22 protein-coding genes are annotated in these 24,665 nt (G+C 64.0%); 14 read left to right on the forward strand and 8 right to left on the reverse strand.

Annotation, left to right across the window (positions count from 1 at the left end):
• Positions 1-125: 125 nt before the first annotated feature.
• Complete coding sequence (locus QF015_RS04635; RefSeq protein ID WP_429387341.1) at positions 126-974, reverse strand: carbon-nitrogen hydrolase family protein; 849 nt, start codon at positions 972-974, stop codon at positions 126-128.
• Positions 975-1,282: 308 nt separating this feature from the next.
• Here QF015_RS04635 and QF015_RS04640 point away from each other — a divergent pair, with 308 nt between their 5' ends.
• The 6 genes from QF015_RS04640 (at position 1,283) to QF015_RS04665 (ending at position 9,001) form a co-directional block, all read left to right on the forward strand.
• The gene (locus QF015_RS04640; protein ID WP_310201857.1) at positions 1,283-2,473 is read left to right on the forward strand and encodes an ROK family transcriptional regulator; all 1,191 of its coding nucleotides are present in this window, start codon (positions 1,283-1,285) and stop codon (positions 2,471-2,473) included.
• Between the two features lie 129 nt (positions 2,474-2,602).
• A complete protein-coding gene (gene mmsA / locus QF015_RS04645; protein ID WP_310201859.1) occupies positions 2,603-4,159 on the forward strand; it encodes a multiple monosaccharide ABC transporter ATP-binding protein in 1,557 nt (518 codons plus the stop codon).
• Between the two features lie 44 nt (positions 4,160-4,203).
• The gene (gene mmsB, locus QF015_RS04650; RefSeq protein ID WP_310201861.1) at positions 4,204-5,472 is read left to right on the forward strand and encodes a multiple monosaccharide ABC transporter permease; all 1,269 of its coding nucleotides are present in this window, start codon (positions 4,204-4,206) and stop codon (positions 5,470-5,472) included.
• A gap of 54 nt (positions 5,473-5,526) precedes the next feature.
• Complete coding sequence (locus tag QF015_RS04655) at positions 5,527-6,624, forward strand: substrate-binding domain-containing protein (RefSeq protein ID WP_310201862.1); 1,098 nt, start codon at positions 5,527-5,529, stop codon at positions 6,622-6,624.
• A gap of 227 nt (positions 6,625-6,851) precedes the next feature.
• Positions 6,852-8,306 (forward strand): ABC transporter permease, encoded by a 1,455-nt coding sequence (locus tag QF015_RS04660; RefSeq protein ID WP_310201864.1) that lies wholly within the window; start codon positions 6,852-6,854, stop codon positions 8,304-8,306.
• Between the two features lie 2 nt (positions 8,307-8,308).
• Positions 8,309-9,001 (forward strand): ABC transporter ATP-binding protein, encoded by a 693-nt coding sequence (locus QF015_RS04665; RefSeq protein WP_310201866.1) that lies wholly within the window; start codon positions 8,309-8,311, stop codon positions 8,999-9,001.
• Here QF015_RS04665 and QF015_RS04670 read toward each other — a convergent pair.
• Genes QF015_RS04670 through QF015_RS04680 form a run of 3 tightly spaced genes read right to left on the reverse strand, consistent with a single transcriptional unit; the run spans position 8,979 to position 12,035 of the window.
• Positions 8,979-10,160, reverse strand: a complete 1,182-nt coding sequence (locus tag QF015_RS04670) for an ABC transporter permease (protein ID WP_429387346.1) — start codon at positions 10,158-10,160, stop codon at positions 8,979-8,981. The two genes, QF015_RS04665 and QF015_RS04670, sit on opposite strands and share 23 nt — an antisense overlap.
• Entirely contained in the window at positions 10,157-10,933 is a 777-nt protein-coding gene (locus QF015_RS04675) for an ABC transporter ATP-binding protein (RefSeq protein WP_429387348.1), read from the reverse strand. The genes QF015_RS04670 and QF015_RS04675 overlap by 4 nt, the downstream gene beginning before the upstream one ends.
• A 4-nt stretch (positions 10,934-10,937) precedes the next feature.
• Positions 10,938-12,035: a biotin/lipoyl-binding protein gene (locus tag QF015_RS04680; protein WP_429387350.1), complete on the reverse strand. Its 1,098-nt coding sequence runs from the start codon at positions 12,033-12,035 to the stop codon at positions 10,938-10,940.
• A 224-nt stretch (positions 12,036-12,259) separates the two neighbouring features.
• Here QF015_RS04680 and QF015_RS04685 point away from each other — a divergent pair, with 224 nt between their 5' ends.
• Both QF015_RS04685 and QF015_RS04690 read left to right on the forward strand, forming a co-directional pair.
• A complete protein-coding gene (locus QF015_RS04685) occupies positions 12,260-13,168 on the forward strand; it encodes a hypothetical protein (protein WP_429387352.1) in 909 nt (302 codons plus the stop codon).
• 28 nt (positions 13,169-13,196) lie between these two features.
• Positions 13,197-14,267: a Gfo/Idh/MocA family protein gene (locus QF015_RS04690; protein WP_429387354.1), complete on the forward strand. Its 1,071-nt coding sequence runs from the start codon at positions 13,197-13,199 to the stop codon at positions 14,265-14,267.
• Between the two features lie 63 nt (positions 14,268-14,330).
• On the opposite strand, the gene QF015_RS04695 is transcribed toward QF015_RS04690, so the two are convergent.
• The 3 genes from QF015_RS04695 to QF015_RS04705 are packed head-to-tail and all read right to left on the reverse strand — an operon-like array spanning position 14,331 to position 16,270.
• Entirely contained in the window at positions 14,331-14,771 is a 441-nt protein-coding gene (locus QF015_RS04695; RefSeq protein ID WP_429387355.1) for a DoxX family protein, read from the reverse strand.
• Positions 14,772-14,817: 46 nt separating this feature from the next.
• Positions 14,818-15,489, reverse strand: a complete 672-nt coding sequence (locus tag QF015_RS04700) for a phosphonatase-like hydrolase (RefSeq protein ID WP_429387357.1) — start codon at positions 15,487-15,489, stop codon at positions 14,818-14,820.
• Positions 15,490-15,502: 13 nt separating this feature from the next.
• Positions 15,503-16,270 carry a GntR family transcriptional regulator gene (locus QF015_RS04705; RefSeq protein ID WP_310201881.1) on the reverse strand — a complete coding sequence of 256 codons (768 nt, stop codon included), beginning with the start codon at positions 16,268-16,270 and terminating at the stop codon, positions 15,503-15,505.
• A 127-nt stretch (positions 16,271-16,397) separates the two neighbouring features.
• Between QF015_RS04705 and QF015_RS04710 the strand changes: the two genes are divergently transcribed.
• The 5 genes from QF015_RS04710 (at position 16,398) to QF015_RS04730 (ending at position 21,425) form a co-directional block, all read left to right on the forward strand.
• A complete protein-coding gene (locus QF015_RS04710; protein WP_429387360.1) occupies positions 16,398-17,651 on the forward strand; it encodes a TIGR03364 family FAD-dependent oxidoreductase in 1,254 nt (417 codons plus the stop codon).
• Positions 17,652-17,691: 40 nt separating this feature from the next.
• Positions 17,692-18,606 carry a phosphate/phosphite/phosphonate ABC transporter substrate-binding protein gene (locus tag QF015_RS04715; RefSeq protein ID WP_310201885.1) on the forward strand — a complete coding sequence of 305 codons (915 nt, stop codon included), beginning with the start codon at positions 17,692-17,694 and terminating at the stop codon, positions 18,604-18,606.
• Positions 18,606-19,376 carry a phosphonate ABC transporter ATP-binding protein gene (locus QF015_RS04720; RefSeq protein WP_429387362.1) on the forward strand — a complete coding sequence of 257 codons (771 nt, stop codon included), beginning with the start codon at positions 18,606-18,608 and terminating at the stop codon, positions 19,374-19,376. The genes QF015_RS04715 and QF015_RS04720 overlap by 1 nt, the downstream gene beginning before the upstream one ends.
• Positions 19,373-20,227 carry a phosphonate ABC transporter, permease protein PhnE gene (gene phnE, locus QF015_RS04725; protein WP_429387364.1) on the forward strand — a complete coding sequence of 285 codons (855 nt, stop codon included), beginning with the start codon at positions 19,373-19,375 and terminating at the stop codon, positions 20,225-20,227. The genes QF015_RS04720 and phnE overlap by 4 nt, the downstream gene beginning before the upstream one ends.
• Before the next feature lie 88 nt (positions 20,228-20,315).
• Complete coding sequence (locus QF015_RS04730) at positions 20,316-21,425, forward strand: FAD-dependent oxidoreductase (protein ID WP_310201890.1); 1,110 nt, start codon at positions 20,316-20,318, stop codon at positions 21,423-21,425.
• Between the two features lie 63 nt (positions 21,426-21,488).
• On the opposite strand, the gene QF015_RS04735 is transcribed toward QF015_RS04730, so the two are convergent.
• Positions 21,489-23,711, reverse strand: coding sequence for an NADP-dependent isocitrate dehydrogenase (locus QF015_RS04735; RefSeq protein ID WP_310201892.1), 2,223 nt, complete (start codon positions 23,709-23,711; stop codon positions 21,489-21,491).
• 246 nt (positions 23,712-23,957) lie between these two features.
• Here QF015_RS04735 and QF015_RS04740 point away from each other — a divergent pair, with 246 nt between their 5' ends.
• Entirely contained in the window at positions 23,958-24,587 is a 630-nt protein-coding gene (locus tag QF015_RS04740; RefSeq protein ID WP_429387366.1) for a hypothetical protein, read from the forward strand.
• Positions 24,588-24,665: the final 78 nt, after the last annotated feature.

Below are 24,665 nucleotides of genomic sequence, written 5' to 3' on the forward strand. Positions count from 1 at the left end.
GTCCCTGGTTCTGGTCAAGCAGGCGTTGAACACCTCCGGAGCCCGCGAATCTCTGCCATCCCGGAAACCGGAATTCTTGTAAGACCCGACCGCAAAATGCCCTAAACGCTACACAGCACGCCGTCTCAGGAGCCGCCGTGCTCCCAACGGTCGTAAAGCTCAGGACGGCGTTCCCGCAGGTACGGGACTTCGTCGCGCGCGGCTTTCACCGTGTCCGTGCCGACCTCCGCGAACAGCAACGTTGGGGACTCCCCCGCCGCGGCCAGCAACGACCCGTCAGGGCCGGCCACCACGCTGCCGCCCAGGAAGTTGTAGATGTCCTCATGCCCGCTGTGGTTGGCGTAGGCCACGTTGAGTTGGCTTTCCAGGGCGCGGGCCCGGATGAGAACCTGCGGGACGTTGTCGAACCCGGCAGAAAGAGCTGTTGGCACCAGCAGAAGCTCGGCACCGCGGATGGCGGCAGCGCGCACGGCTTCCGGGAACTCGACGTCGTAGCAGATGAGCATCGACGTGCGGATCCCGTTGAAATCCACGACGGCGGGAGGTTCTTGGGCGGCCACGAACGCTTTGTGTTCCTCGGCGCCAAAGAGGTGCACCTTCGCGTAGGTGAGCACCTCCGCGCCTGCGGCGTCCAGCAGAGTAGCCGTGATGTGCCAGCCGTTGCGGGCGTCAGCCGGCTGCGCGTCGTCGTCGTGCGCCGACTCGGGCCGACTGACGGCTGGAAGGCTGTAGACCAGCCCGATACTGTGCCGGCGCGCGATGTCGGCGAGGCGCTCACGGATCGCGGGAAGCGTCGAGGGGTCCAGTTCAGCGTGGAGCCGCAGCGGAGCGTAGCCCACCGGGAACAGCTCGGGGGTGAGCAGCAGGCCGGCTCCCGCCTGGGCGGCGCGCTGGGCAGCGTCCTCGATTGTGCGCAGGTTCGCAGCAACGTCCATGACGGAAGCGTTCGCCTGCAGGACTGAGAGCAGCATCATTACCACCTTGGTTGTCGCCTGATCCCGGAGCTCACGAGTCCCCGGATATTTCCTGGTTCCAGAGTAGGCGCGGCAACCGGGCGTGGAGTGGGGCATTTGGACCCGCACGCTCATGGAACGGGACGCAATGCCCGCAACTTCTCCCGTTGCGGGGCCCGCTCTACAGGAAAATCCTCGTTCATAGCGTGCATAGCGGGCCTCACAAGGGGTATATATTCCATGTTCTTGCGTTGGAGTATGTCGCGGACAGTTGACTCCTTGTGTTCACTTCTTGACTACAACGTTCCTTGTGGGGCAATCTTCTTGTCATGCCCGCAACGCAGCGCTCAACGAAGAGCCACCCCAGAAAACCCGGCTCGCAGTCCGCGCTCCGCCACCTCAATCAGCAGCGCATTATTGAGTGCCTGTTGAGCGGGCCGTCCACGCAGGCTGAACTTTCGCGGCAGACAGGACTCTCCACCGCGACGGTTTCCAACATCGTGAAAATCATGCAGGACGCCGGCCTCGTCTCCACGGAGCCGACCACCAGTTCCGGGCGCCGGGCAACCAACGTACGGCTGAACAGCAACGGTGCGGTCGCCGTCGGCATCGACTTTGGGCGACGCCACTTGCGGGTGGTTCTGGCTTCCCTGGGCTATCACGTCATTGCCGAGGATTACATCGAGTTGCCACTCGGCCACCAAGCCGAAGAAGGTATCGCCGCAGCAGTCCGCCTGCTGGAACGACTTCTGCAAGAGAACGGCATCGACCGCACCGCCGTGGTGGGTGCTGGCGCAGGCATTCCCGGCCCTATCGACCGGCGAAGCGGCACCGTGGCACAGGGCGCCATCTTGCCCGAATGGGTAGGCATCGACATCCTCCGCAGGCTGGAGGAAGCACTGAATTGCCCCGTATTTGTTGACAACGATGCCAACCTTGGCGCGTTGTCCGAAGTGACCTGGGGCCCTCACAGCGGGGTCTCGAATCTGATGTTCCTCAAGATCGGTTCGGGCATCGGCGCAGGCCTGATCCTCAACGGATTCCCGTACTACGGCAACGTGGGCATCACCGGAGAAATCGGCCACGCAACCATCCACGAACATGGCTTGGTGTGCCGCTGTGGGAACCGGGGTTGCCTCGAAACGATAGCGTCCACCACCACCATGATCGAGCTGCTGGGACGCGGTCAGGAGACGCTGCTGACACCCCAGGACATCGTCCGCAATTGCCTCGCCGGCGACTCCGCAACCCAGCGCGTGGTGGACGACGCCGGACTTGCGGTGGGACGCGCTTTGGGCAACGTCTCCAACCTGATCAACCCTGAGGTGATCGTGGTGGGAGGCCCCTTGGCCGGCCTTGGCGACCTTCTTCTGGACCCCATTCGCAGGGGCCTGGTGCGGCATGCCGTACCGGTGGTGGGTGAGACAACACACCTCGCCATGTCCTCCCTGGGGGCACGCGCAGAAGCCTTGGGCGCGGCCGCTTTGGTGTTCCAGCACGCAGGTATTACCGGTAGGTAACGAAATCGTTAGCTGGATCATGCGTTCAAGTCTTGACGACAAGATAGGTGATCCAGTTTACTTTTTCATCAGACAGCTCCGCCATTGCGGAGCCGACAACGAAGTCATGCATTGGAGGCGTAAGGGCTGATGACATCCCTCGACACGCAAGGTGATCCCATCCTTTTGGAGATGCGCTCGATCACGAAGGAATTCCCGGGCGTGAAGGCCTTGTCGAATGTGAACCTGCGCGTGATGGCCGGCGAAATCCACGCAATCTGTGGCGAAAACGGCGCCGGCAAATCCACGCTCATGAAGGTCCTCTCCGGCGTTTATGGGTATGGGAGCTACACAGGCGACATCGTGTACCAGGCCGAAACGCAGCAGTTCAAGGACATCCGCGCAAGCGAAGCCGCCGGCATCGTGATCATCCACCAGGAACTGGCGTTGATCCCGGAACTGTCCATCATGGAGAACATCTTCCTGGGCAACGAACCCACCAAGTGGGGAGTCATTGACTGGGCCGAGGCCCGCAAGCGCTCTCTGGAACTGCTGGCCCGCGTGGGTCTTCGGGACGATCCCGATACCCCCATCAAGGAAATCGGCGTGGGCAAGCAGCAGCTGGTGGAAATTGCCAAGGCTTTGAACAAGTCCGTTCGCCTGCTGATCCTGGATGAGCCCACCGCAGCGCTGAACGAGTCGGACTCCCAGCACTTGCTGGACCTGATCCTGGGCCTCAAGGGCCGGGGCATCACCTCGATCATCATCTCCCACAAGCTCAACGAGATCGAACAGATCGCGGACGAGATCACCATCATCCGCGACGGAAAGTCGATCGAGACGCTCAACGTCAAGCGGGACGGTGTTGATGAGGACCGCATCATCAAGGGCATGGTTGGCCGGACGCTCGAGTCCCGTTTCCCGGATCACGAACCCAAGATCGGCGAAGTCTTCTTCGAGGTCAAGGACTGGACTGTGGGACATCCGCAGATCCAGGACCGCCTGATCTGCAAGGGCTCGAACTTCTACGTACGCCGCGGCGAAATCGTCGGCTTCGCCGGACTCATGGGCGCCGGCCGCACGGAACTGGCCCGCTCGCTGTTCGGACACTCCTACGGCCGCTTCATCAAGGGCCAGGTCTACAAAGACGGCAAGCCTGTCAATCTCCGCAGCGTCCGCCAGGCGATTGATGCCGGCCTTGGCTACGTCACGGAAGACCGCAAGTCGCTGGGCCTGAACCTGCTGGACGATATCAAGACCACCACCGTTGCCGCGGCCCTGGACAAGATCAGCAACTACTCAGTGGTGGATACCCGCAAGGAATTCTCCGTTGCCGAGGAGTACCGGAAATCGCTGCGGACCAAGACCCCGTCGGTTGAGGAAGGCGTAGCCAAACTCTCCGGTGGCAACCAGCAAAAAGTGGTGCTGGCCAAGTGGATGTTCACTGATCCCGACCTCTTGATCCTGGATGAACCTACCCGCGGAATCGATGTCGGTGCCAAGTACGAGATCTACGGCATCATCCAGAGGCTGGCCAACCAAGGCAAGGGAGTGATTGTCATTTCCTCGGAGCTTCCCGAGCTCCTGGGCCTGTCCGACCGCATTTACACCATCTTCGAAGGCGCCATCACCGGCGTCCTGGACAAGAACGAAGCAAGCCAGGAAAGCCTCATGAAGCTCATGACTTCCGCCCGCAAAACCGCCTGACCGTTGGCCCAGCCTCGCCCCTTCCTGACACAAGGACCAAAACAATGAACGCGCTCAAGAAGCTATTTGGTGGCAATACCCGCCAGTTCGGCATGATCTTCGCCCTGGTGGCACTTATCGTCTTCTTCCAGATCTTCACCGAGGGCCGTACGCTCACCCCCGGCAATGTGATCAACCTGTTCAACGGCAACTCCTACATCCTGATCCTGGCCATCGGCATGGTCCTGGTCATCATCGCCGGCCACATCGACCTTTCCGTGGGTTCCGTTGCCGCCTTTGTTGGCGTCTTCGTGGCCCTTGCCATGCGGGACTGGGGTTTCCCCTGGTGGGCAGGTGTGCTCTTCGGACTGGTCCTGGGAGCCGTGATCGGCGCCTGGCAAGGGTTCTGGGTGGCGTATGTGGGCATCCCTGCCTTCATCGTGACCCTGGCCGGCATGCTCCTGTTCCGCGGGTTCAACCAGTTCGTCGGTAAGTCCAACACCATCCCCGTCCCCAAAGAGTTCCAGTTCCTCGGTTCCGGCTACCTGCCGGAGATTGGACCGGAAACCGGCTTCAACAACCTCACCGTGCTGCTCGGCCTGATCGCCGTGGCCTTCGTGATCATCATGTCCCTGCGTGCCCGCGCTACCGCTAAGGCACTTGGCGCCGACGTTCCCGAGCTCTGGGTCGAGGTCACCAAGCTGGTCCTGATCTGCGGCGCAATCCTCTACGCCACGTACCTGTTCGCCACCGGCCGCCCCGGCACTTCCTTCCCTATCCCCGGCCTGATCCTGGCCGTCCTGGTCCTCATCTACGGTTTCATCGCCGACAAGACCGTCCTGGGCCGCCACGTCTACGCCGTGGGTGGCAACCGCCACGCAGCCGAGCTGTCCGGTGTGCAGTCCAAAAAGGTCAACTTCCTGGTCATGCTGAACATGTCCGTCCTTGCCGGCTTGGCAGGCATGATCTTCGTTGGTCGTTCCACAGCTTCCGGCCCGTTCGACGGCGTCGGTTGGGAACTGGACGCCATTGCAGCCGTCTTCATCGGTGGCGCTGCCGTCACCGGTGGTGTCGGTACCGTGATTGGCTCGATCGTCGGCGGCCTGGTCATGGCCGTCCTCAACAACGGCCTCCAGCTCCTGGGCGTTGGCGCCGACCTCACCCAGATCATCAAGGGCCTGGTGCTCCTGGCCGCCGTCGCCTTCGATGTTTACAACAAGTCGCAGGGCAAGCGGTCCATCACCGGCCTGCTGATGAAGAACTTCCAGCGCAACAACGAGATCAAGCCCGACGAAACCACCTCCACCAAAGAGGTCATTTCCAAGGAAGCGTAATCCGCTTCCTGACAGACTCGCTCCACCCCACCCCCACAGAAAGTGAACCAAGATATGCGAATGTTTGGTAAAGCAGGAAAGGCAGCAGCAGTCGCTGCCATCGCGGCACTGGCGCTGACAGCCTGCGGCCGCACTGACAGCGGCTCAAGCAGCAGCACAGCAGGCGGGGAAGCGTTCCCCAAGGACTCGCTGATCGGCGTCGCACTTCCGCAGAAGACCAGTGAAAACTGGGTCCTCGCGGAGAAGCTGTTCAACGACGGCCTCACGGGCGCCGGCTTCAAGGCGGACGTCCAGTTCGCCAACGGCGGCGTTTCCGAGCAGCAGAACCAGATCAGTGCCATGGTCACCAAGGGCGCCAAGGTCATCATCGTGGGAGCCATCGACGGCGCCCAGCTGGGTACGCAGCTCCAGCAGGCCAAGGAGTCCGGCGCCACAGTCATCGCCTACGACCGTCTGCTCCTCAACACCGAGAACGTGGACTACTACGTGGCCTACGACAACTTCAAGGTTGGTGAACTGCAGGGCCAGGCCCTGTTGGACGGCATGAAGGCCAAGAAGCCTTCCGGCCCGTACAACATCGAACTCTTCGCCGGCTCCCCGGATGATGCCAACGCGAAGGTCTTCTTCGACGGCGCCATGAGCGTCCTGAAGCCGAAGATCGACGACGGCACCCTCAAGGTAGTCTCCGGCCAGACCTCGTTCGAGCAGGCTGTTACCCAGGGTTGGAAGGCAGAAAACGCCCAGCGTCGCGCTGACACGCTGCTCACCGGCAGCTACGGCACCGCTTCCCTGGACGGCGTCCTGTCCCCGAACGACACCCTGGCCCGTGCAGTGCTGACGTCCGTCAAGGCCGCCGGCAAGCCGCTCCCCGTGGTCACCGGCCAGGACTCCGAAGTTGAGTCCGTGAAGTCGATCATCGCAGGCGAGCAGTACTCCACCATCAACAAGGACACCCGCAAGCTCGTTGAGCACGCCATCACCATGGTGAAGGACCTCCAGGCCGGCAAGGAACTGGAAATCAACGACAAGGACTCCTACAACAACGGTGTCAAGACCGTTCCGGCGTTCCTGCTGCCTCCGCAGATCGTGACCGCAGAGAACGTGAAGACCGCTTACGTTGACGATCCGGTACTCGGCCCGATCACCAAGTAACTGAACACCCTGTAATACCGCAGTACAGCTAGCCCCGGTCCGCCACTGGCGGGCCGGGGCTTTCGCTTTGCCTTCTGGCTTTCGCTTTACCTTCGGAAGGCACCCGGAACTGCTTTCACAGCCCACGCATAGCTTCGGCTGGTGTGCCGCACAGCAGCACTCAGCAGTCTTGGATCTGCGGCCCGCGTCCAGCGGGTCCAACAAACCTGCAGGTCAAGAGGAGAAACGTGAGCGTCCTTGCCCGAAGCGTAGGCAATGCCTTCCGCAACAAAATCAGAACGGCTGCGGTGGTGGCCGTACTGGCTGTCGCCATCGGCTTGGCCCTGGCCATGCTCGTGGCCAACCAGGCCGTGGGGGCCAAGGTCCAGGAGCTCAACGCTTCCGTGGGTACCACCTTGACGGTTAATCCGGCAGGCGGCCAAGGCTTTGAAGGCGGCGGCGAACCACTCACGACGGCGGAGGCTAAGACTGCAGCGTCGGTCGCCAATGTGACCTCCGTGGTGGGTACCAAGGCACTGCGTCTCCAAACAGCAACCACGGATTCAACCACCGGAACCACCCAGCAGGGCCCGGGCGGCGGCTTCGGCCCCGGCGGCCAGCAGGCGACGGTCAGCACCAGCCTGACTGCCGCCGTCGACGCCGGGACGCTCGGCAACCGCAACAATGCGAGCGGTACCACCGGCAGCACCGGGACGACCACTCAGCCCGCGCGTACTCTACCGATCACGGCAACAGGTATCGGCGCCGAGGTCGACAGCACGGGCAAGGCCTTGAACATCACCAGCGGCACTGGACTGGGCGACTACGCCGCAGCCGAAGCCAAGGCACTGGTGGGTACCTCGCTTGCGGAGAAGAACAGCCTGACAGTCGGTTCCACGTTCACCATCCAGGACAAGACCTTCACCGTGGCAGGTATCTTCGACGCCGGCACCACGTTCGGCAACAACGCCGTCTACGTCACCCTCCCCGAAGCCCAGACGCTGGCCGAAACCCCGGATGAGCTGTCCACCATGATCGTCACGGTCAACAGCATGGAGAACGTGGACAGCACCAAGACTGCCGTCCAGGAAGCACTGGGCACGGACAAAGCCGACGTGACCCAAGGCCAGCGCAACCTCGAAACCGCCGTCAGTTCCCTGGACAGCGTCAAGAACATTTCGTTGATCGCGTTCATCGCAGCCCTGGCCACCGCCGGCATCATCATCCTGCTCATCATGGTCATGCTGGTCCGCGAGCGCCGCCGCGAAATTGGCGTCCTGAAGGCGATCGGGGCCCGCAACCGCACCATCGGCCTCCAGTTCGTCCTCGAGTCGCTGGTTCTGGTGGCCCTCGGCAGCGTGGTGGGTGCGGTGATTGCCTCTCTGGCCAGCGGCGGCATCGCATCCGCCCTCATCAGTTCAAACACCACCACGACGGCGGCAACCACCACCCAGCGCGGCGGCGGTCTCGCTGGGGCCATGCCAAACGGCGCGGTTCCTGGTGGCGGCGGCTTCCCGGGCGGCGGACAAGGCGGCCCGTTCGGTGGCGCGTCGCAACTGCTCACCTCCGTGACCGCGAGCGTCTCCCCCGGTGTGCTCGCCGCGGGCATCGCAGCCGTGTTTGCCGTGGCGATCATCGGTGCGCTGGTCCCGGCATTGCTCACAGCCCGTATCCGTCCCATTGAAGTACTCCGAGGAGAATAGCCGTGATCGTAGTCAAGGACCTGGTCCGTCAGTTCAAGTCCGGTGACCGGACCATCAAACCCGTCAACGGTGTGAGCTTCGAACTCGAAAAGGGTTCGCTGGCGTCCATCGTGGGCAAGAGCGGCAGCGGCAAGAGCACGCTGTTGTCCCTCCTGGGTGCGCTGGATAAGCCCAGTTCAGGTGACGTCGTCGTGGATGGCGTCAGCCTGGCGGGACTGCCGGACGGCAAGCTGACCGAGTACCGTCGACGCGACATCGGCTTCGTGTTCCAGCAGTTCAACCTGATCCCCAACCTCAGCGCTGTGGACAACGTCATGCTGCCCATGGAATTCGCGGGTGTCCGCAAGGCAGCGCGCCTGCAGCGGGCCAGGGAACTGCTGGAGCAGGTACAGCTGGATCCCGAGAAGCACTCCCGGCGGACCAACCGGCTGTCCGGTGGGGAGCAACAGCGCGTGGCGATCGCCCGCGCACTGGCCAACGAGCCGAAGCTGATCCTCGCCGATGAGCCCACCGGCAACCTGGATGAGCAAACCGGCGAGCACATCATCGAACTGCTCAGCTCACTGAGCCGCGACCACAACACCACCATCCTGGTGGTCACGCACGACCGCAGCCTGGCGCAGAAAACCGAGCGTTGCTTCCGGCTTCAGCAGGGCAGGCTCACCGAGGAGGTCAGAACCGGATCGCGTCGATGACCTTGACGCGCACCGCCACGAGCGCAGGGATCGCTCCGGCGAGTGCGCCCACCAGGACAGCCGCACCGAACCCGAGGAGCGCGGCGTCGATGGGGAATGCCGGGTACTCGGTGAGGCCGGGCGCAACCTTCGATTCAATCCACGGGTGCTTGACCACCGCGACCGCCAGCATGACCCCGGCCACGCCGGCGACCGCGGTGGCCACCACGGATTCCATCATGACGCCTACAAAGATCCGGCCCGACGTTGCTCCGAAGCTGCGGCGGATGCCGATCTCGCGGACCCTGTAGCGCACAGTGACCATGGAGATGTTCAGCATCCCCACGGCGCCGAGCAGCAGGACCAAGCCGGCTACACCGCCCACCACCAACTGCACGGGAGCCAAAGGGTCGCCCCAGGCCGCATAGTCCATGCGGTCGGCTTGGGCGTAATAGCCGGGAAACTGGCCTTGGAGGTCGGCGGAGATCGCCGCTTTGAGTGCGTCGGACTGCTCCTCGCCCACCCACATCTTAAACTGGGACGTCTGCGGTTCCATCCCCGTCATGGCCGCACCCTCACTGAGGATGAACGCGGACGGCGGCGTATCGGGGTACGTATCAGGGACGACGCCGATAATCACCGCCGTAGCTGGCCGGTCACCGGGGATGCTCACCGTGGGATGGGTGGTGAGGTTGGGCCTGCCCGCCTGGTTGTAGAAGGACTCGGAAACCACGACGGCGGGTGCGAGCCTTTGACCGTCATCGGCAGCGAACCAGCTTCCCTGTTGGAGCGGAACCCGGTGGATGATGCCGTAGCCGATGTCCACGATGGTCATGCTCACGGCGGTCACGCCGCGGGGAAATTGAAAGCCGGCTTGCGTCTGGCCGACGTGGGTGGAAGTGGTGATGCCGTAGCGCTGCTGGATCCCTTGGTACGCCTTTTCGAGTTTCGCCGGGTCCGGCATGGTTGGTCCGTTGACGCTCAGCGACAACGTTGCCACCCGGCCGCCGTTTCGTTCGGACTGTACCTTGTAGCCTTCACGGGCCAGATTTCCGACGCCCACCACGGAGGTCAACGCCGCTACGGACAACGCCACGCCCATCAGGGCCAAGAGGATCCGGACTTTATTGATGCGAAGTTCCTGCCACGCTTCAACCAGCGTGGAAACAAAGCCGGTCATGCGCTGACACCTGCTGCTGCGGGAACCGACAGTGGACTGAGCACGCCGGAGTCCAGCCGGTAACAGGCCCGGGCCAGGGCTGCCACGTTGGTGTCGTGGGTGATGGTCACCAAAGCTGCCGCGGTTTCCGTGGCGACGGTGTCCAGCAGTGCCATGACGGACTGGCCGGTTTCCACATCCAGTGCTCCCGTGGGTTCATCAGCCAGGATGAGCCGTGGCCTCCGGACCAAGGCACGGGCAATCGCTACACGCTGCTGCTCGCCGCCGGAGAGCATGTTGGGCATGGTGTTGGCCCGGGCGGCGAGGCCCACGCGGTCCAGCATGTCCATGGCGATCTCCCGGCGGCGCCAGAACTCCTTGCCCTTGGCGTAGAACAACGGGGTGATCACGTTGTCCAGGGCGCTGCGTCCGGGCAACAGGTTGAACTGCTGGAACACAAAGCCCACGGTGGAGCCGCGCAGGCGTGCCCGGGCGTTGTTGCCGAGCCGGTCCGCGGGTTGGCCGAGGAACTCCAGCTCCCCCGACGTTGGGACGTCCAGCAGGCCGAGCAAATTCAGCAGCGTCGATTTGCCGCAACCGGAACGGCCGACGATTGCGGTGTGATCGCCGCTGTACACCTCGAGGTCGATGCCCCTGAGGATATGCAGCTGCTGCTCATCCGGCAGCGTGACAGACCGGGTCACTGATCGCAGGCTGACCAGCGCTTCCTTGGCAGCTTCCTCGGCAGTTACCTTGGCGGTTTCCCGACGTGGCCGTTCCCATGCTTCTTCCATGGCCCTAGCCCGCCGGAGCGTAGGCGACCTGGCCCGGCCCCATCATGGGGTCGGGGGCAGCCGGAGCACCGGGAACGAACTCCAGGACCTGCTCGCCTTCGGCCAGGCCAGAGGTCACTTCCACAACGCTTCCGTCGTTAAGGCCCAGTTGGACCGTGCGCTGCTCGGGCGCAGCGCCTGTTCCGCCTGGCCCGGCAATCCAGACGATTCCGTCCTTGACGCTGCCCTTGACGGAGGTCAACGGAACCGTCACCACGTCGGGGGCCACTCCAGCACTAACCGTCATGGTGGCTCCCAGCCCTGCGAAGACCTGCTGGTCTGAAGGGACCGCACAGCTCAGCGTTCCCGTGGGAGTTCCACCTTCTTCCGGCTGGCTCCCGCCGGCGCCAGGTCCCGCGATCGCTGCGCCCACGCCCATTCCGGCACCTCCGCCTCCGGTGGCCGAACCGCCGGTGGCCGCTCCGCCGTCGTCGGACGTGTTGTTCTTCAGCGTCACCTCGGTGCACTGGAACGGCGCCGGTCCGCCCACCAAGGCAATCTCCGCGGGGCCGGGCTTGCCGAGCAGGCGGTACTGCTGGGCGGCTGTAACGGAGCCCGCCACGGTGTAGGTTCCGGGATCGATGGTGCCCACGGACTCGCCCACGGTCACCTGTTGGTCAAGGAGGGTGGTCAGGGACTGCAAAGTTCCAGCGCTCGGAGCAACGATATTGAAGTAGTCGTACACGGGTTTGGGTGTACTGGGCGTGCCGTCCTTGGAGACCTGTGGTGCCTGGACTGCCCGCTCCGCTTTGACCTGGAAGAGGGCATCGCCCTTGGCCACGGAAGCACCTTGTTCAACAAAGATCTTGATGACCTTGCCTGCGGACGTGCTCCGGACGGTGTCGGCGGCGTCGCTCTGGACGGTTCCCTTGATCTGCACGGTGTTGGTCACAGTGGCGCGGGTGGCGGGGACCACCGGGATGTCCACCTGGGCCAGCGGCGCCGGCTCGGATCCGGACGCTTCAAGACCATCGACAAAAGCGATCTTGACCAACGCCACCGCGATAATCGCGAAAACCAACAACCAGGCAACCGGCAAAATGACGCGCCGAAAAATACCCATCCCTGCTCCATTTCGGTAACTCCCCACAGAACCTCTGCGAGGGATGATGGCCTAAGCCTAGGCGAGGAAATTCCGCCGGCGGGGCATTCCTGTGACTTGACAGAATGCTTACGTGTCGCCGGGGATTCATCGCCGCGCAGGGTTGACGCTGCTCCGGCGCGGGAGCAATCTGTGAGCAGGGGCAGGAGGTGGCGGGCGTGTCCGCACACAAGAAAAAAGGAAAAATGACTCCCTGGCATCGACGCGGCAAGACATGGATCATTACCGCGGGAGCCATTGCCGCAGCCCTCATCAGCATCATCGCCCTGTGGGACCGGATCATTCCGCCCAATACCGAAGATGTTGCCGACATCGAATCGCTCACCATCATTAAGCAGACCTCGCTTGCGGCGTTCGCCCCGGCTGACTTGGGCAAGGATCTGACACTCAACCCGGCCGCAGCAGCCGCCCTTGAGCCGTATTCCGTTGATCGTGCCGCGTCTACCGGCACCACAAAGCCGACTCCCACCACTGTTCCGCCCACCACGGCTCCTCCGACGACGTCCACGGCGACCATCACCCCCACTCTTCCCACAACCCCCGTGACAACATCAACCACCCAGGGCACGTCCACTGGCTCGCCCACCATGGCAACCAAGATCACTTCCCGTCCGCCGGAGGAGTATCGGTCCGCTGTGAAGGAACAGAAAGTGTTGGAAGGCTACGTTCCCGGAGCCCTCATAGTCCTTCCCGCGCTCCTCCCACCGGTGACCGTCAACGACGCCGGCGAACTGCTTCCACCCGCCCAAGTGGCAGCAGAACTGGTCAAGGCCTTGGAGGAAGTGCTGGTCATCGACGGTACCCAGGGAAAGGACCCCCTCGGGTGGACTGTCGCCGTGAGACTGGACCTCGCGGGACTGGCCCACGTACCGATGCTCCTGACCTGGTCCCTGGATGGCGTTGATATCTCCGAAAGCTGGAAAGCTGAGAACCTCGCCTACAGGATCGTGGCCACCACGAACCATGACGCCGGCGTCGCTGAAGTTTGGATACCGGACCTTGGAAGGCCTGGCGCGTACAACGTCAATGTCAGGCTGACGTTCGAATCAACGGGAACCTTGGCTGACCTGGAGCAACTGCAACTTCCCAGCTAGCGGCGGCCGAAATGAGAGGATGTCAGACATGACTCTCCCTATCGCCGTGCCATGGCTGTCCACCCAGACCAACCAGGATCCCAAGTCGGCCACTGGCCGTCCGTTGCGATGGGGAGTGGTTTCCACGGGAAACATCGCCAACAGCGTTTCCCAGGACCTGGCACTGCTGGAAGACGCGGAGCTTTACGCCGTGAGTTCCCGGACCCAGGCCGCCGCGGAAGCTTTCGCGCACACGCTGGGTTTCGCCAAGGGATACGGGGACGACGGCGGTATTCCCGGCTACCAGCGGCTCTGCGACGATCCTGCGGTGGATGTGGTCTACGTGGCCACGCCCCATGCCCAGCACTTCCAGATCGCATCGGCGGCCTTGCGCGCCGGCAAGCACGTGCTCTGCGAGAAGGCCCTCACCATCAACGCCCGGGAGGCCACTGAACTGGTGAACCTGGCCCGGGAGAACAACGTGTTCTTCATGGAGGCCGTGTGGAGCCGTTTCCTGCCGAGCATGCAGCGGGCCTTCGAGATCGCGGCCTCCGGCGAACTCGGACAGATCCACTGGGTCAGCGCGGACCTCGGCTTCCCTGCGCCCTATGATCCCGCGGCGCGTATCTGGGCGCTCAACGATGGCGGCGGCGCACTTTTGGATATCACCGTCTACCCGCTGCTCTGGGCCTTGGGAACACTGGGCTTCCCGCAATCGGTGACCGCGATCGGCACCCTCAACGAGGACGGCGTGGACACCCAGAATGCCCTGACCTTGGGCTATTCCAGCGGCGCCCAGGTTCAGCTGACGTCGTCACTCATGGCGCACGGACCCCGAACAGCCACTGTCGCCGGCGGGCTGGGGTACCTGCAGACCGTCGGCTCGGTGAACAACCCGAGGGAACTGGTGATCCGCGTCGGTTGGGATGAGCCCCGGCACGAGCACTTTGACGTCGTAGGCATCGGCTACACCTACGAACTCCGGGAAGTGACACGCTGCGTGCAGCAGGGGCTCCTTGAAAGTCCAGTGATGCCGTTGGAGGACTCCATCAACGTCATGCGCCTCTTCGACGGTGTTCGTTCCCAGCTCGGCATCCGGTACCCGAACGACGCGCGGTGATCCGCCACCGGGGTGAGCTGCTCCCGGCGCCGCGTGCCGCCGTCGTGAGTTAACCCAGGTGCGTTAACGTCCTTGGCGGGCGGGCTGCCGCGCGAGTTTGCGGTCCACGGACAAAGCACCGGGTCCCAGGAACACGAAAGCCACCGAGATGGCTGCGTAGATAATCAGGAGCTCGGCAGTCACGCCTGCCTTGTCCGTGAGCAGCGGCTTTCCCGCTTCTGTCACGAACCAGATCCCTGCGAACATGATCGCTGCGAGGAAGCCGGCCACCCGGGTCAGCGCCCCCAGCACCAGCAGGAGTCCAAGCCCCACTTCGCCGGCGATGACCAGCCACGCCACAATTTCCGGCTTCTGCACGCCCATGGCAGCCACCGACGCAGCAAACGCGGCGTGCCCGGCCAGGAGCTTCTGGATACCGTGGACCAGGATCAGCGCGCCAAAGACCACCCGCAGGATGGTGACGCCGCGGGCGGAGGACTTGGGTGAGGGGTGAAGGAATTTCACGCCTTCCAATCTTCCATGCCTGGCGCTGCGAGCCAAACGCCGGACGTCAGGAAAGCAGCGCGGGAATGTCCTTCACACCGTCCAGGATGTGGTGGTGCGGGTGCGCGGCCAGATCGTCGCGGCCCAGCTTGCCCGTCAGGACGCCGACGGCGGTCACGCCGGCGTTGTTCGCGGCGGCGAGGTCATTCACCGTGTCCCCCGCGGCGATGACAGCGCGGACATCCTGCACTCCGGTCAGTTCCATGGCCCGGTGGATCATGTGCGGTGCGGGCCGGCCCGCGGCGACATCGTCGGAGCATACGACGGTGTCCAGCAGGTTGTCCTCGTCCACGCTCCAGCCCAGCCGCTCCAAGAGAGGCTCGGCGACGTCGCGGGAGAAACCGGTCGTGAGCGCCACTTTGATGCCCTGGCTGCGGAGCTCGCGGAACGCGTCCTCAACGCCTTCCAGTGCGACGGGCGGGTTGGCGTCGTAGAACTCGACGAGCAATTCCTTGAAACGCTTGAACGCGGCTGCCACGGTGGCGGGATGGGCAGTGCCTCCACCGGCCTCGATGAGAGCGGTGATGGCTTCAACCTTGTCCGCGCCCATCCATTCCTGCACGGCCTCGGGTGTGGTGGTGACACCGGTTTCCTCAACACAGCGGGCAAGCGCCAGGTAAACATCGCCGTGTTCGTCGATGGTGGTACCGGCCATATCGCAGGCAACAAGCTTGATCATGGGGTGTGGCTCCTTAGGTGGATCGAAGATCGGTGTGGATGCGGACCAGGGCGGCCCGGCGTTCCACAGTGTTGTCGATGGTGAAGTTGGTAAGCGCCGGCAGGTAGCAGTCCTCGGAGTATTCCAAGGGCTGCCCATCGGCAGAACGGGTGATGCGGCGTTCGCGCAGGAGCGGGATGCCTTCCGGTTGCTCCAAGAGCTCGGCGTCCTCGTCGCTGGCCGCGACCGCGTCGATGGTGTGGCGGGCACTGTGCAGGTCCACTCCTTGTTCCTTGAGGAAGGCGAAGATGGAGCCCGAGTCGGTGTCAAAGTCGAACAGCTTGCGTCCGACGTCCAGGATGAACGTCGTGCGCTCGATCATGGCCGGAGCCTCGTCCAGGTAGCGGACGCGCAACACCTCCACCACCGTGGTGCCCGGCATCAAGCCGAGTGCTTCGGCGGCCTCGGGGCTGGCTTCGCGGCGGGCAACCTCAAGCGTCCGCTGGCCGGGTTTCTTGCCGATCCCGCTGGCCCACTCGGTGAATGAATTGAACGTGGAGAACGACTGCGACGGCACTGAAGACCGCACCATGGGTGGCCGTCCCCGCCCACCGGTCACGGCGCCCTCCGAGCGTAGAAAGGCAAGCGCCTGGCGGATCGGTCCGCGCGAGGTCCCGAACTCCCGGCATAGCTCAGCCTCGCTGGGCAGCTGGTAGCCAGGAGGCCATTCGCCGGCAGTGATGCGGCGCATGAACTCCTCGCTCAGCCGGACATGGAGGGGCGCGTTCTGCTGTGTGCTCACCAGTTGATAATACAAGTCTCGTTCGCTGAAAACCCCGGATTTTCAAGGCTGTAGATGAACTTGACGTGAACTCACATGAACAGACGTTAAATTCAGATTAACTTGTATATACAAGTCGCGATCTGGCTTGATTCCCTCTCACGGAGCCGCCAAGGTCAGTGGTGTGAACAACCCAAGCACCTCCCCCGCAACCTCCACCAGCAGTACGAGCCAACCGACCGACGTCGTGATAGTTGGCGCCGGCATTGTGGGCCTGGCCCACGCCGCCCACGCTGTTGCCAACGGACTGACCGTCACCATCATCGAGCGCGACCACCACGCCGTAGGCGCTTCGGTCCGCAACTTCGGCCACTGCTGCATCACGGCCCAATCCGGCGAGCTCTACGAACTCGCACAGACCTCGCGTAAGTACTGGCTCGAGTTCTCAGAGCGCGCCGGTTTCTGGGCCGCCGAAGCCGGCGCAGTCGTCCTTGCCCGCACCGAGGCAGAGATGGACGTCCTTCGCGAACTCTCCGTCGTCCGGGAACCCGGCCAAGTGGAACTGCTCTCCCCTGCGGAGACGCGGGTGCGCCTGGGTGCTCCGGCCGCAACAACTGAAGAAGCACACGACGGCGGTGGTGCTTCGGGCGCGGCATGGCCAGGTCTCGTCGGAGGCGCCTTCCTCCGGGACGACCTCCGCGTGGATCCCCGCACCACCGTCGCACGGTTGGCCGAGTGGCTGGCCCGGCAGCCCGGCGTCGAACTTCAGTGGAACACCGCAGCGCTGGGCTTCAGCGCGACGGCGGACGGCGTCAACGTCCAGACATCACGGGGCGAGCTGCAAGCCCGGCAGGTGTTCGTGTGCGTTGGCCACGACGTCGATTACCTTTTCCCGGATCTGGCCGAGGAACACCGGATCCAGCGGTGTGCTCTCCAGATGTCACTCGCGGCCAAGCCGGACGGCGTCGAGTTCGCGCCGGCCGTCCTCACGGCGACCTCCATGCTCAGGTACCCGGCGTTCACGGACATGCCCGCGGCCGCAGCGCTTCGCACCGAGGTGCTGGCGAACCAGCCCGAGCTCCTGGAGATCGGCGCCAACGTCATGTTCACCCAGCGGCCCGACGGCACCATCATTCTGGGCGACTCGCACCACTACCACCGCACCGCGGACCCGTTCCTGGACGAATCCGTGACCACCACCCTCAACTCCGACATCACCGGCCGGATTGGCGAGCCGCTGGAGATCATCCAGCGCTGGCAAGGCATCTACGCGTCATCTGACGTCGCACCGATCCTGGTCCGCGACATCCAGCCCGGCGTGACCGTGGTGTCGGTGACCTCCGGCGTCGGCATGACCCTGTCCTTCGGCCTGGCACACCGCAACGTGTCGCACCTGCACTGACCCTTCCCGCTCTCATCTCCCCCTTCGCATAAGGATTCCCATGAAAACCACACTCTTCACCGGCTCCGCACTTGCCCTCGCCACTGTCCTGGCCATGACTGCTTGTGGCGGCCCGGCACAGTCCTCATCCGAGCCGGCGTCCACCACGTGTCCCAACGGTGGAATCAAATTCGGCATCGAGCCCTACGAGGACCCGGCCAAGCTCAAGCCGGCCTACGACGTCCTGGCCTCGGCCCTGTCCAACAAGCTCGAATGCCCCGTCAGCGTGCAGGTGGTCGAAGACTATGCCGCCGAGGTCCTGGCCATGCGCAACGGGAAGCTGGACCTGGGCCAGTTCGGTCCGCTGGGTTACGTGTTCGCGGACGCCAAAGCCGGCGCGGAGCCACTGGTTTCCTTTGGCACTGCCGGGAAGGAACTCAGCACCTACACGGCAGGGATCTGGGTTCCCAAGGACAGCCCCATCCAAGCCATTGCTGATCTGAAGGGCAAGTCGCTCGCCCTGGGCAGCGTCGGGTCCACGTCCGGTGACGTCCTGCCGCGCTTTGGCCTCCGCGAAGCCGGCATCGCCGACGCCGACATCACGATGGACTACACCGGCGGCCACCCCGAAGCGCTGCTCGCACTGACCAACGGCAAAGTTGATGCAGCGGAAATCAACTCCCAGACACTGGCCACCGCCACCGCCGCCGGCACGTTCAAGAAGGACGATTTCCGCCAGGTGTGGACGTCCGATCCCATCCCGAACGATCCCATCACCGTGCGGGGCGACGCCGATCCCGCGTTCAAGGCAGCCGTGAAGGACGCCTTCCTGAGCCTGGACCCGGCCGATGTGGCCAAGGTGGGCGAGTTCCTGGACGTCACCCCTCCAGGCCCGCTGCTTGAAGTATCCAAGGACAACTACGCACCGTTGTTTGAACTCGCCGAGACCATGGGCCTCACCGAGAAGGACCTGTAATGACCCTCTCCGTCACAGGCCTGCGCAAATCCTTCAGTGGGCGGACCGTCCTCCAAGGCGTGGACTTCTCCGTTGCCGCCGGGGAACTTGTAGCCTTCCTGGGCGCCAACGGCTCCGGCAAGTCCACCACCCTCCGCTGCGTCATGGGCATCACGGCACCGGATGCCGGCAGCATCAGCATCGATGGGGTTGCCCTTGATTCCCTTCAAGGCCGGGGGCTGCAGCAAACACGGCAACGCATGGCCATGATCTTCCAGAAGATCCACCTTGTTCCCCGGCGGACGGCGCTGGACAACGTGTGCGCCGGCGCCCTCGCCCGGATTCCCACAATGCGTTCGCTCAGCCCGCTCCTGTTTCCAGCCGACGTCCAGCAGGAAGCGCTGGACTGCCTGGACCGCGTGGGCCTGGCCGACCGGGCCTTCGACCGTGTCGGGCGACTCTCCGGTGGTCAGCAGCAGCGCGTGGCCGTCGCCCGGGCACTCTGCCAGCGGGCCGACGTCGTCCTCGCCGACGAGCCTGTCTCTGCCCTCGATCCGCATGCCGCCGAGCAGGTCATGGCGTTGCTGCGCGAACTCGCCCACTCCGAAGGGCTGGCAGTAGCGGCCGTTCTCCATCAGCCCGATCTTGCGCTGCGATACGCCGACCGGTCCATCGGGCTGCTCCAAGGCTCCATGACCTTCGACCTTCCCTCCACAGAGGTCACCGTTGAACACCTCGACACGTTGTACGCCCCGGACCGGGACGTTTCAGACAGGAAGCACGCAGCATGACTCCCCACACCTTGTCTCCGACCGTCGCACGCCGGGATTCTTCAGCGAAAAGCCGCGTCGCATTGGTCCGCCCGAAGAAGCCGCTGCGGTGGATCACGACGGCGGCGGTGGCTGCCGCCGTCGTCGGACTTCACGCTGTGGCCATCGAGGGGACGGACTTCAAACCGGAACTGCTGGTGGATGGCTGGAAGGGCATGGCCGCGTTCATCGGTGACGCCTTCCCGCCGGACCTGAGCTGGGATCGCACGGTTCGGCCAGGCCTCGAAGCAACGCTGGTGACGCTGTGGATCGGCCTGCTGGGCACCACGTTCTCCGTTCCGTGTGCGCTGCTTCTGGCCGCGCTGGCCGCCCAAAACACCAGTCCGCACCGCCTGGTGTACCAAGCCGCGCGGGCTGTGCTGTCTTTTTTCCGGGCCGTTCCGGACATCGTGTTCGCGCTGATCTTCGTCACCGCCGTCGGGCTTGGTCCTTTCGCGGGCGTCCTCGCACTGATCTGCCACAACACGGGCGTGATGGGGAAACTGTGGGCCGAATCCATGGAAGAGATCGACGCCGGACCGCAGGAGGCACTCCGCACCGCCGGCGCCAACCGGATCCAGCAGGTTGCCAACGCCACGCTGCCCATGGTGGTTCCGCAGTTCGTGGGCCTGTTGCTCTACCGCTTCGACGTCAACGTGCGGTCCTCGCTGGTCCTTGGTTTGGTGGGGGCGGGCGGCATCGGGCTGCTGATCAACCAGTCCATCAAGTCGTTCCAGTTCGACTCCATGCTCACGCACATCCTGATTGTGCTGGTGCTGATCATCGTGGTGGATCAGTTCTCGGCGTGGATCCGCAGGCGCCTGGCCGCGTAACCCTGCATGGTTGGGTGAGTGGGGGCAGAATGGGAGGTGGCCCTGTTCGGGGTTGTTTTACGGCGCGGACATTGTGGATGGAGCAGGCATGGAAGTTGATGTTGTCGTTGTTGGCGGAGGAGCCATGGGATCGGCTGCCGCGTGGCAACTCGCCCGGTCGGGTCGCTCGGTGGTCCTCCTGGAGCAGTTCGAGGCCGGCCACCACATCGGCGCTTCCCACGGGGCAACCCGCAACTTCAACACCGCCTACTCCGAAGCCGACTACCTCGACCTCCTGGCAGAGTCCAAAACCCTCTGGGACGAGCTCGCCGCTGAGCACGGTGCGCCGCTCCTGGACATGGTGGGGCTCGCAAACCACGGCAACCTCCCCCGTTTGAAGCAAGTCCGCGAAGCCCACGAAGAACGCGGCATCGAGAGCTACTTCATCTCCGCCGAAGAGGCGGCCAACCGCTGGTTGGGCATGAATTTCGCCACCGATGTCCTCTTCGTGCCGGGATCGGGACGGATCCGCTCCGCCGACGCTTTGGTCGCACTGCGCAAGTCCGCAGAGGCCCACGGCGCGGTTTTCCACTACTCGACGCCGGTCCGCGACATCCGCGTCACCGGCGGGGAATCGGTGGTGGTCGTGACGGAGGAAACCGAGTACACGGCGCATCGGGTGGTCGTCACGGCCGGCGCGTGGACCCCCAAGTTGATTGGCAAGCTCACGGATCTCCCGGCGCTGGTGGTGACGCAGGAGCAGCCCGCCCACTTCACGCCCAAGGACAACACGCTCGTGTGGCCGAGCTTCAACCACAGCCCCGACCCCGACCCCAACAACGAACTCTACGAATACTGGTTCAGCCCCGTGTACGGCATGCTCACTCCCGGCGAAGGCGTGAAGGCAGGCTGGCACGGCGTTGGCCCCGTCATGGACCCGGACGAGCGAACGTTCGAGCCTATCCCGCAGCAGCTCGAAGCCTTGGTGCGGTACGCAGAAGAGTGGCTTCCCGGCGTCGACCCCTCCACCGCGGTTCCCATCAGCTGCACCTACACCACCACGCCCAATGAGGATTTTGTGCTGGACAGGTTCGGTCCGCTGGTGGTCGGTGCCGGTTTCTCCGGGCACGGGTTCAAGTTCACGCCGGCGATCGGCCGGGTGCTGAAAGACATCGTCGACGGCGGCGTGGCACCGGAGCGGTTCCGCGCGGACCGCTGAATCACCCCTTAAGAGCAACTGGCCCGCAGGCAATGCCTGCGGGCCAGTTTCACTTTGCGGAGACTACTTCTTCAGGTCAGCAAGGACCTTGTTGAACGTAGCCGACGGGCGCATGATTTCAGCGGCCTTGGCGGCGTCCGGACGGTAGTAGCCACCAAGGTCGACGGCGGGACCCTGGACTGCGGCGAGCTCGCCGACGATTGCCTCTTCGTTGGTGGTCAGGGCTTCAGCGATTGCTGCGAAGTCCTTGGCCAACTCGGCATCTTCGGTCTGCTTGGCCAGTTCCTGGGCCCAGTACGTGGCCAGGTAGAAGTGGCTTCCACGGTTGTCCAGCTCTCCGACGCTGCGGCGCGGGGACTTGTTCTCCAGCAGGAACGTGCCCGTGGCCCGGTCCAGCGTGTCGGCCAGGACCTGGGCGCGGGCGTTGCCCGTGGTGGTGGCAAGGTGCTCGAAGCTCACGGCCAGGGCAAGGAACTCGCCCAGGCTGTCCCAGCGGAGGTGGTTTTCCTTGATCAGCTGCTGGACGTGCTTGGGAGCGGAGCCACCGGCGCCGGTCTCGAACAGGCCGCCACCGTTGATCAGCGGAACGATGGAGAGCATCTTGGCGCTGGTGCCGAGCTCAAGGATCGGGAACAGGTCCGTGAGGTAGTCGCGGAGGACGTTGCCGGTGACGGAAATAGTGTCCTCACCCTTGCGGATGCGCTCCAGGGTGAAGGCCGTGGCCTCAACCGGGGAGAGGATCTTGATTTCCAGGCCCTCGGTGTCGTGGTCCTTGAGGTACTCGTTGACCTTGGCGATCAGGTTGGCGTCGTGCGCGCGGGTCTCGTCCAGCCAGAACACGGCCGGGGTCTGGGAGGCGCGGGCACGGGTGACGGCCAGCTTGACCCAGTCGCGGACCGGGATGTCCTTGGTCTGGCATGCACGCCAGATGTCGCCCGGGAAGACCTGGTGTTCGGTGAGGACGGTGCCCTTGCTGTCCACGAGCTGGACGGTGCCGGCTGCCTGGATCTCGAAGGTCTTGTCGTGGCTGCCGTATTCTTCGGCTGCCTGCGCCATGAGGCCCACGTTGGGAACGGTGCCCATGGTGGTGGGATCGAACGCACCGTTGGCGCGGCAGTCGTCCAGGACAACCTGGTAGATGCCGGCGTAGGAGCTGTCCGGGATAACCGCCAGGGTGTCAGCTTCCTTGCCGTCCGGACCCCACATGTGGCCGGAGGAACGGATCATGGCCGGCATGGAGGCGTCAACGATGATGTCCGACGGGACGTGCAGGCTGGTGATGCCCTTGTCGGAATCAACCATGGCCAGTGCGGGACCGTCTTCGAGGCCCTTGGTGATGGCTGCCTTGACGCCTTCACGGACGTCCTCGGGCAGGTCATCCAGGCCGCTGAGGATGGCAGCGAGGCCGTTGTTCGGGCTGATCCCTGCGGCTGCGAGCTGCTTGCCGTAAGTGTCGAACAGCTCGGAGAAGTAGGCCTTGACCACGTGGCCGAAGATGATCGGGTCCGAGACCTTCATCATGGTGGCCTTCAGGTGTGCGGAGAAGAGGACGCCCTCTTCCTTGGCGCGGGCAACCTGCGCCTTGAGGAACTCATCCAGGGCGTCGGCGCGCAGGACGGTTGCGTCAACAACTTCGCCGGCCAGGACGGGGAAGTCCTTCTTGAGGACCTTGGTGGTGCCGTCTTCGCGGACCAGCTGGATGCTCAGGGAGTCGTCGTTCTTGAGGACAACGGACTTCTCGTTGGAGCGGAAGTCGTTCTCGCCCATGGTGGCAACGTTGGTCTTGGAGTCGGGGGACCAGGCACCCATGGAGTGCGGGTTCTGGCGGGCGTAGTTCTTGACCGACAGGGGTGCGCGGCGGTCGGAGTTGCCTTCGCGCAGCACCGGGTTGACGGCGGAGCCCTTGATCTTGTCGTAGCGCGAGCGGATGTCCGTCTCGGTGTCCGAGGAGGGGTTGTCCGGGTAGTCCGGGAGGGCGTAGCCCTGGGCCTGGAGCTCGGCGATGGCAGCCTTGAGCTGCGGAACGGAGGCGCTGATGTTGGGCAGCTTGATGATGTTGGCTTCCGGCTGCTTTGCCAGTTCGCCAAGTTCAGCCAGGGCGTTGCCTGTGCGCTGCTCCTCGGTCAGGAAATCACCGAAGACGGCGATGATGCGGCCGGCCAGCGAAATGTCGCGGGTCTCCACCTCTACACCTGCGGTCGAGGCATACGCTTCCACAATCGGCAGGAATGAGTAGGTTGCCAGCATCGGCGCTTCGTCTGTGTGGGTATAGATAATCTTGGCCATTGGCGGGGTTCTCCCTGAAAGTCTGCAGATTTCAACATCTCCTAACTTACCCGAGTAGGCCGTTTTGGCGGCTCTTCGTGTCCGGGATCACTCCTTTGGTTACCGGCCGGGAAAACGATTTATGCGCGACGGCGGCCTGGCCGCCGCCGCTGCGCACCGCCGTCGAGCGGTGGTTGCCGTGATCAAATGTCCGGTTCGAGGCGCGTCAGCATCCGTTTTCACAGCGAAACCGCACATAGTGGAACCATGTCCCGCCGTTTCCGACGTCCGTTTCCGGCTGCCATCATGGCTGGATTCTTCCTCTTTCTGACCGCCTGCTCCGTCCCGGTACCGTCCCCGCCGCCCTCGTCGGCCCCGTCGGCCCCGCCGCCCTCGTCGCCCCGGCAGTCAATTCCGCATGACGCCGATACCGGCCAGACGCTCGCCGAAGCCCGCGAGGCCATCGAGGCTGTTCCGGGGATCTCCGTTACCGGCTTTGTCGGAGGGGGTGCGCCGAACGTGAAGGGCAACACCGGCTACTCCGTGGCGTTCGACATCGACCCCGGCTACACAGTCTCTTACGGCGACCTGCTGGTCGACTACATTATTCGGACCGTGTGGTCCGTCGGCGAAGGCTATATGCCCACCACGGATATCCGGATCAGCGCGAGGACCGCTGACGGGGAGCCGCTTTTCGACCTGACAGCCGCAGCCGTGGGCTCGGCCTGGCTGAGCCCACGGACCTCGACCCCGTCGCAGTACAGCACCGTCGTCATCCCGCTCAGCGCCGACGATCCCGAGGGTGCCCGCAACCTCATGAACTTCCAGCGCGACGGTTCGTGGCCCGGAGTCATACCGAAACCGCTGTTGGACACTGTCAGCGTCAAGCACGACTGATCGGTTGCCACCGCGCCATCTTTCACCACCGGAGATCCATGCGTACCCCTGACCGCTCCCTGGAATCCGGGTTGCCAA

The organism is Paenarthrobacter sp. TE4293, assembly GCF_050435325.1.
In the GTDB taxonomy this organism is placed as follows: Bacteria; Actinomycetota; Actinomycetes; order Actinomycetales; family Micrococcaceae; genus Arthrobacter; species Arthrobacter nitroguajacolicus_C.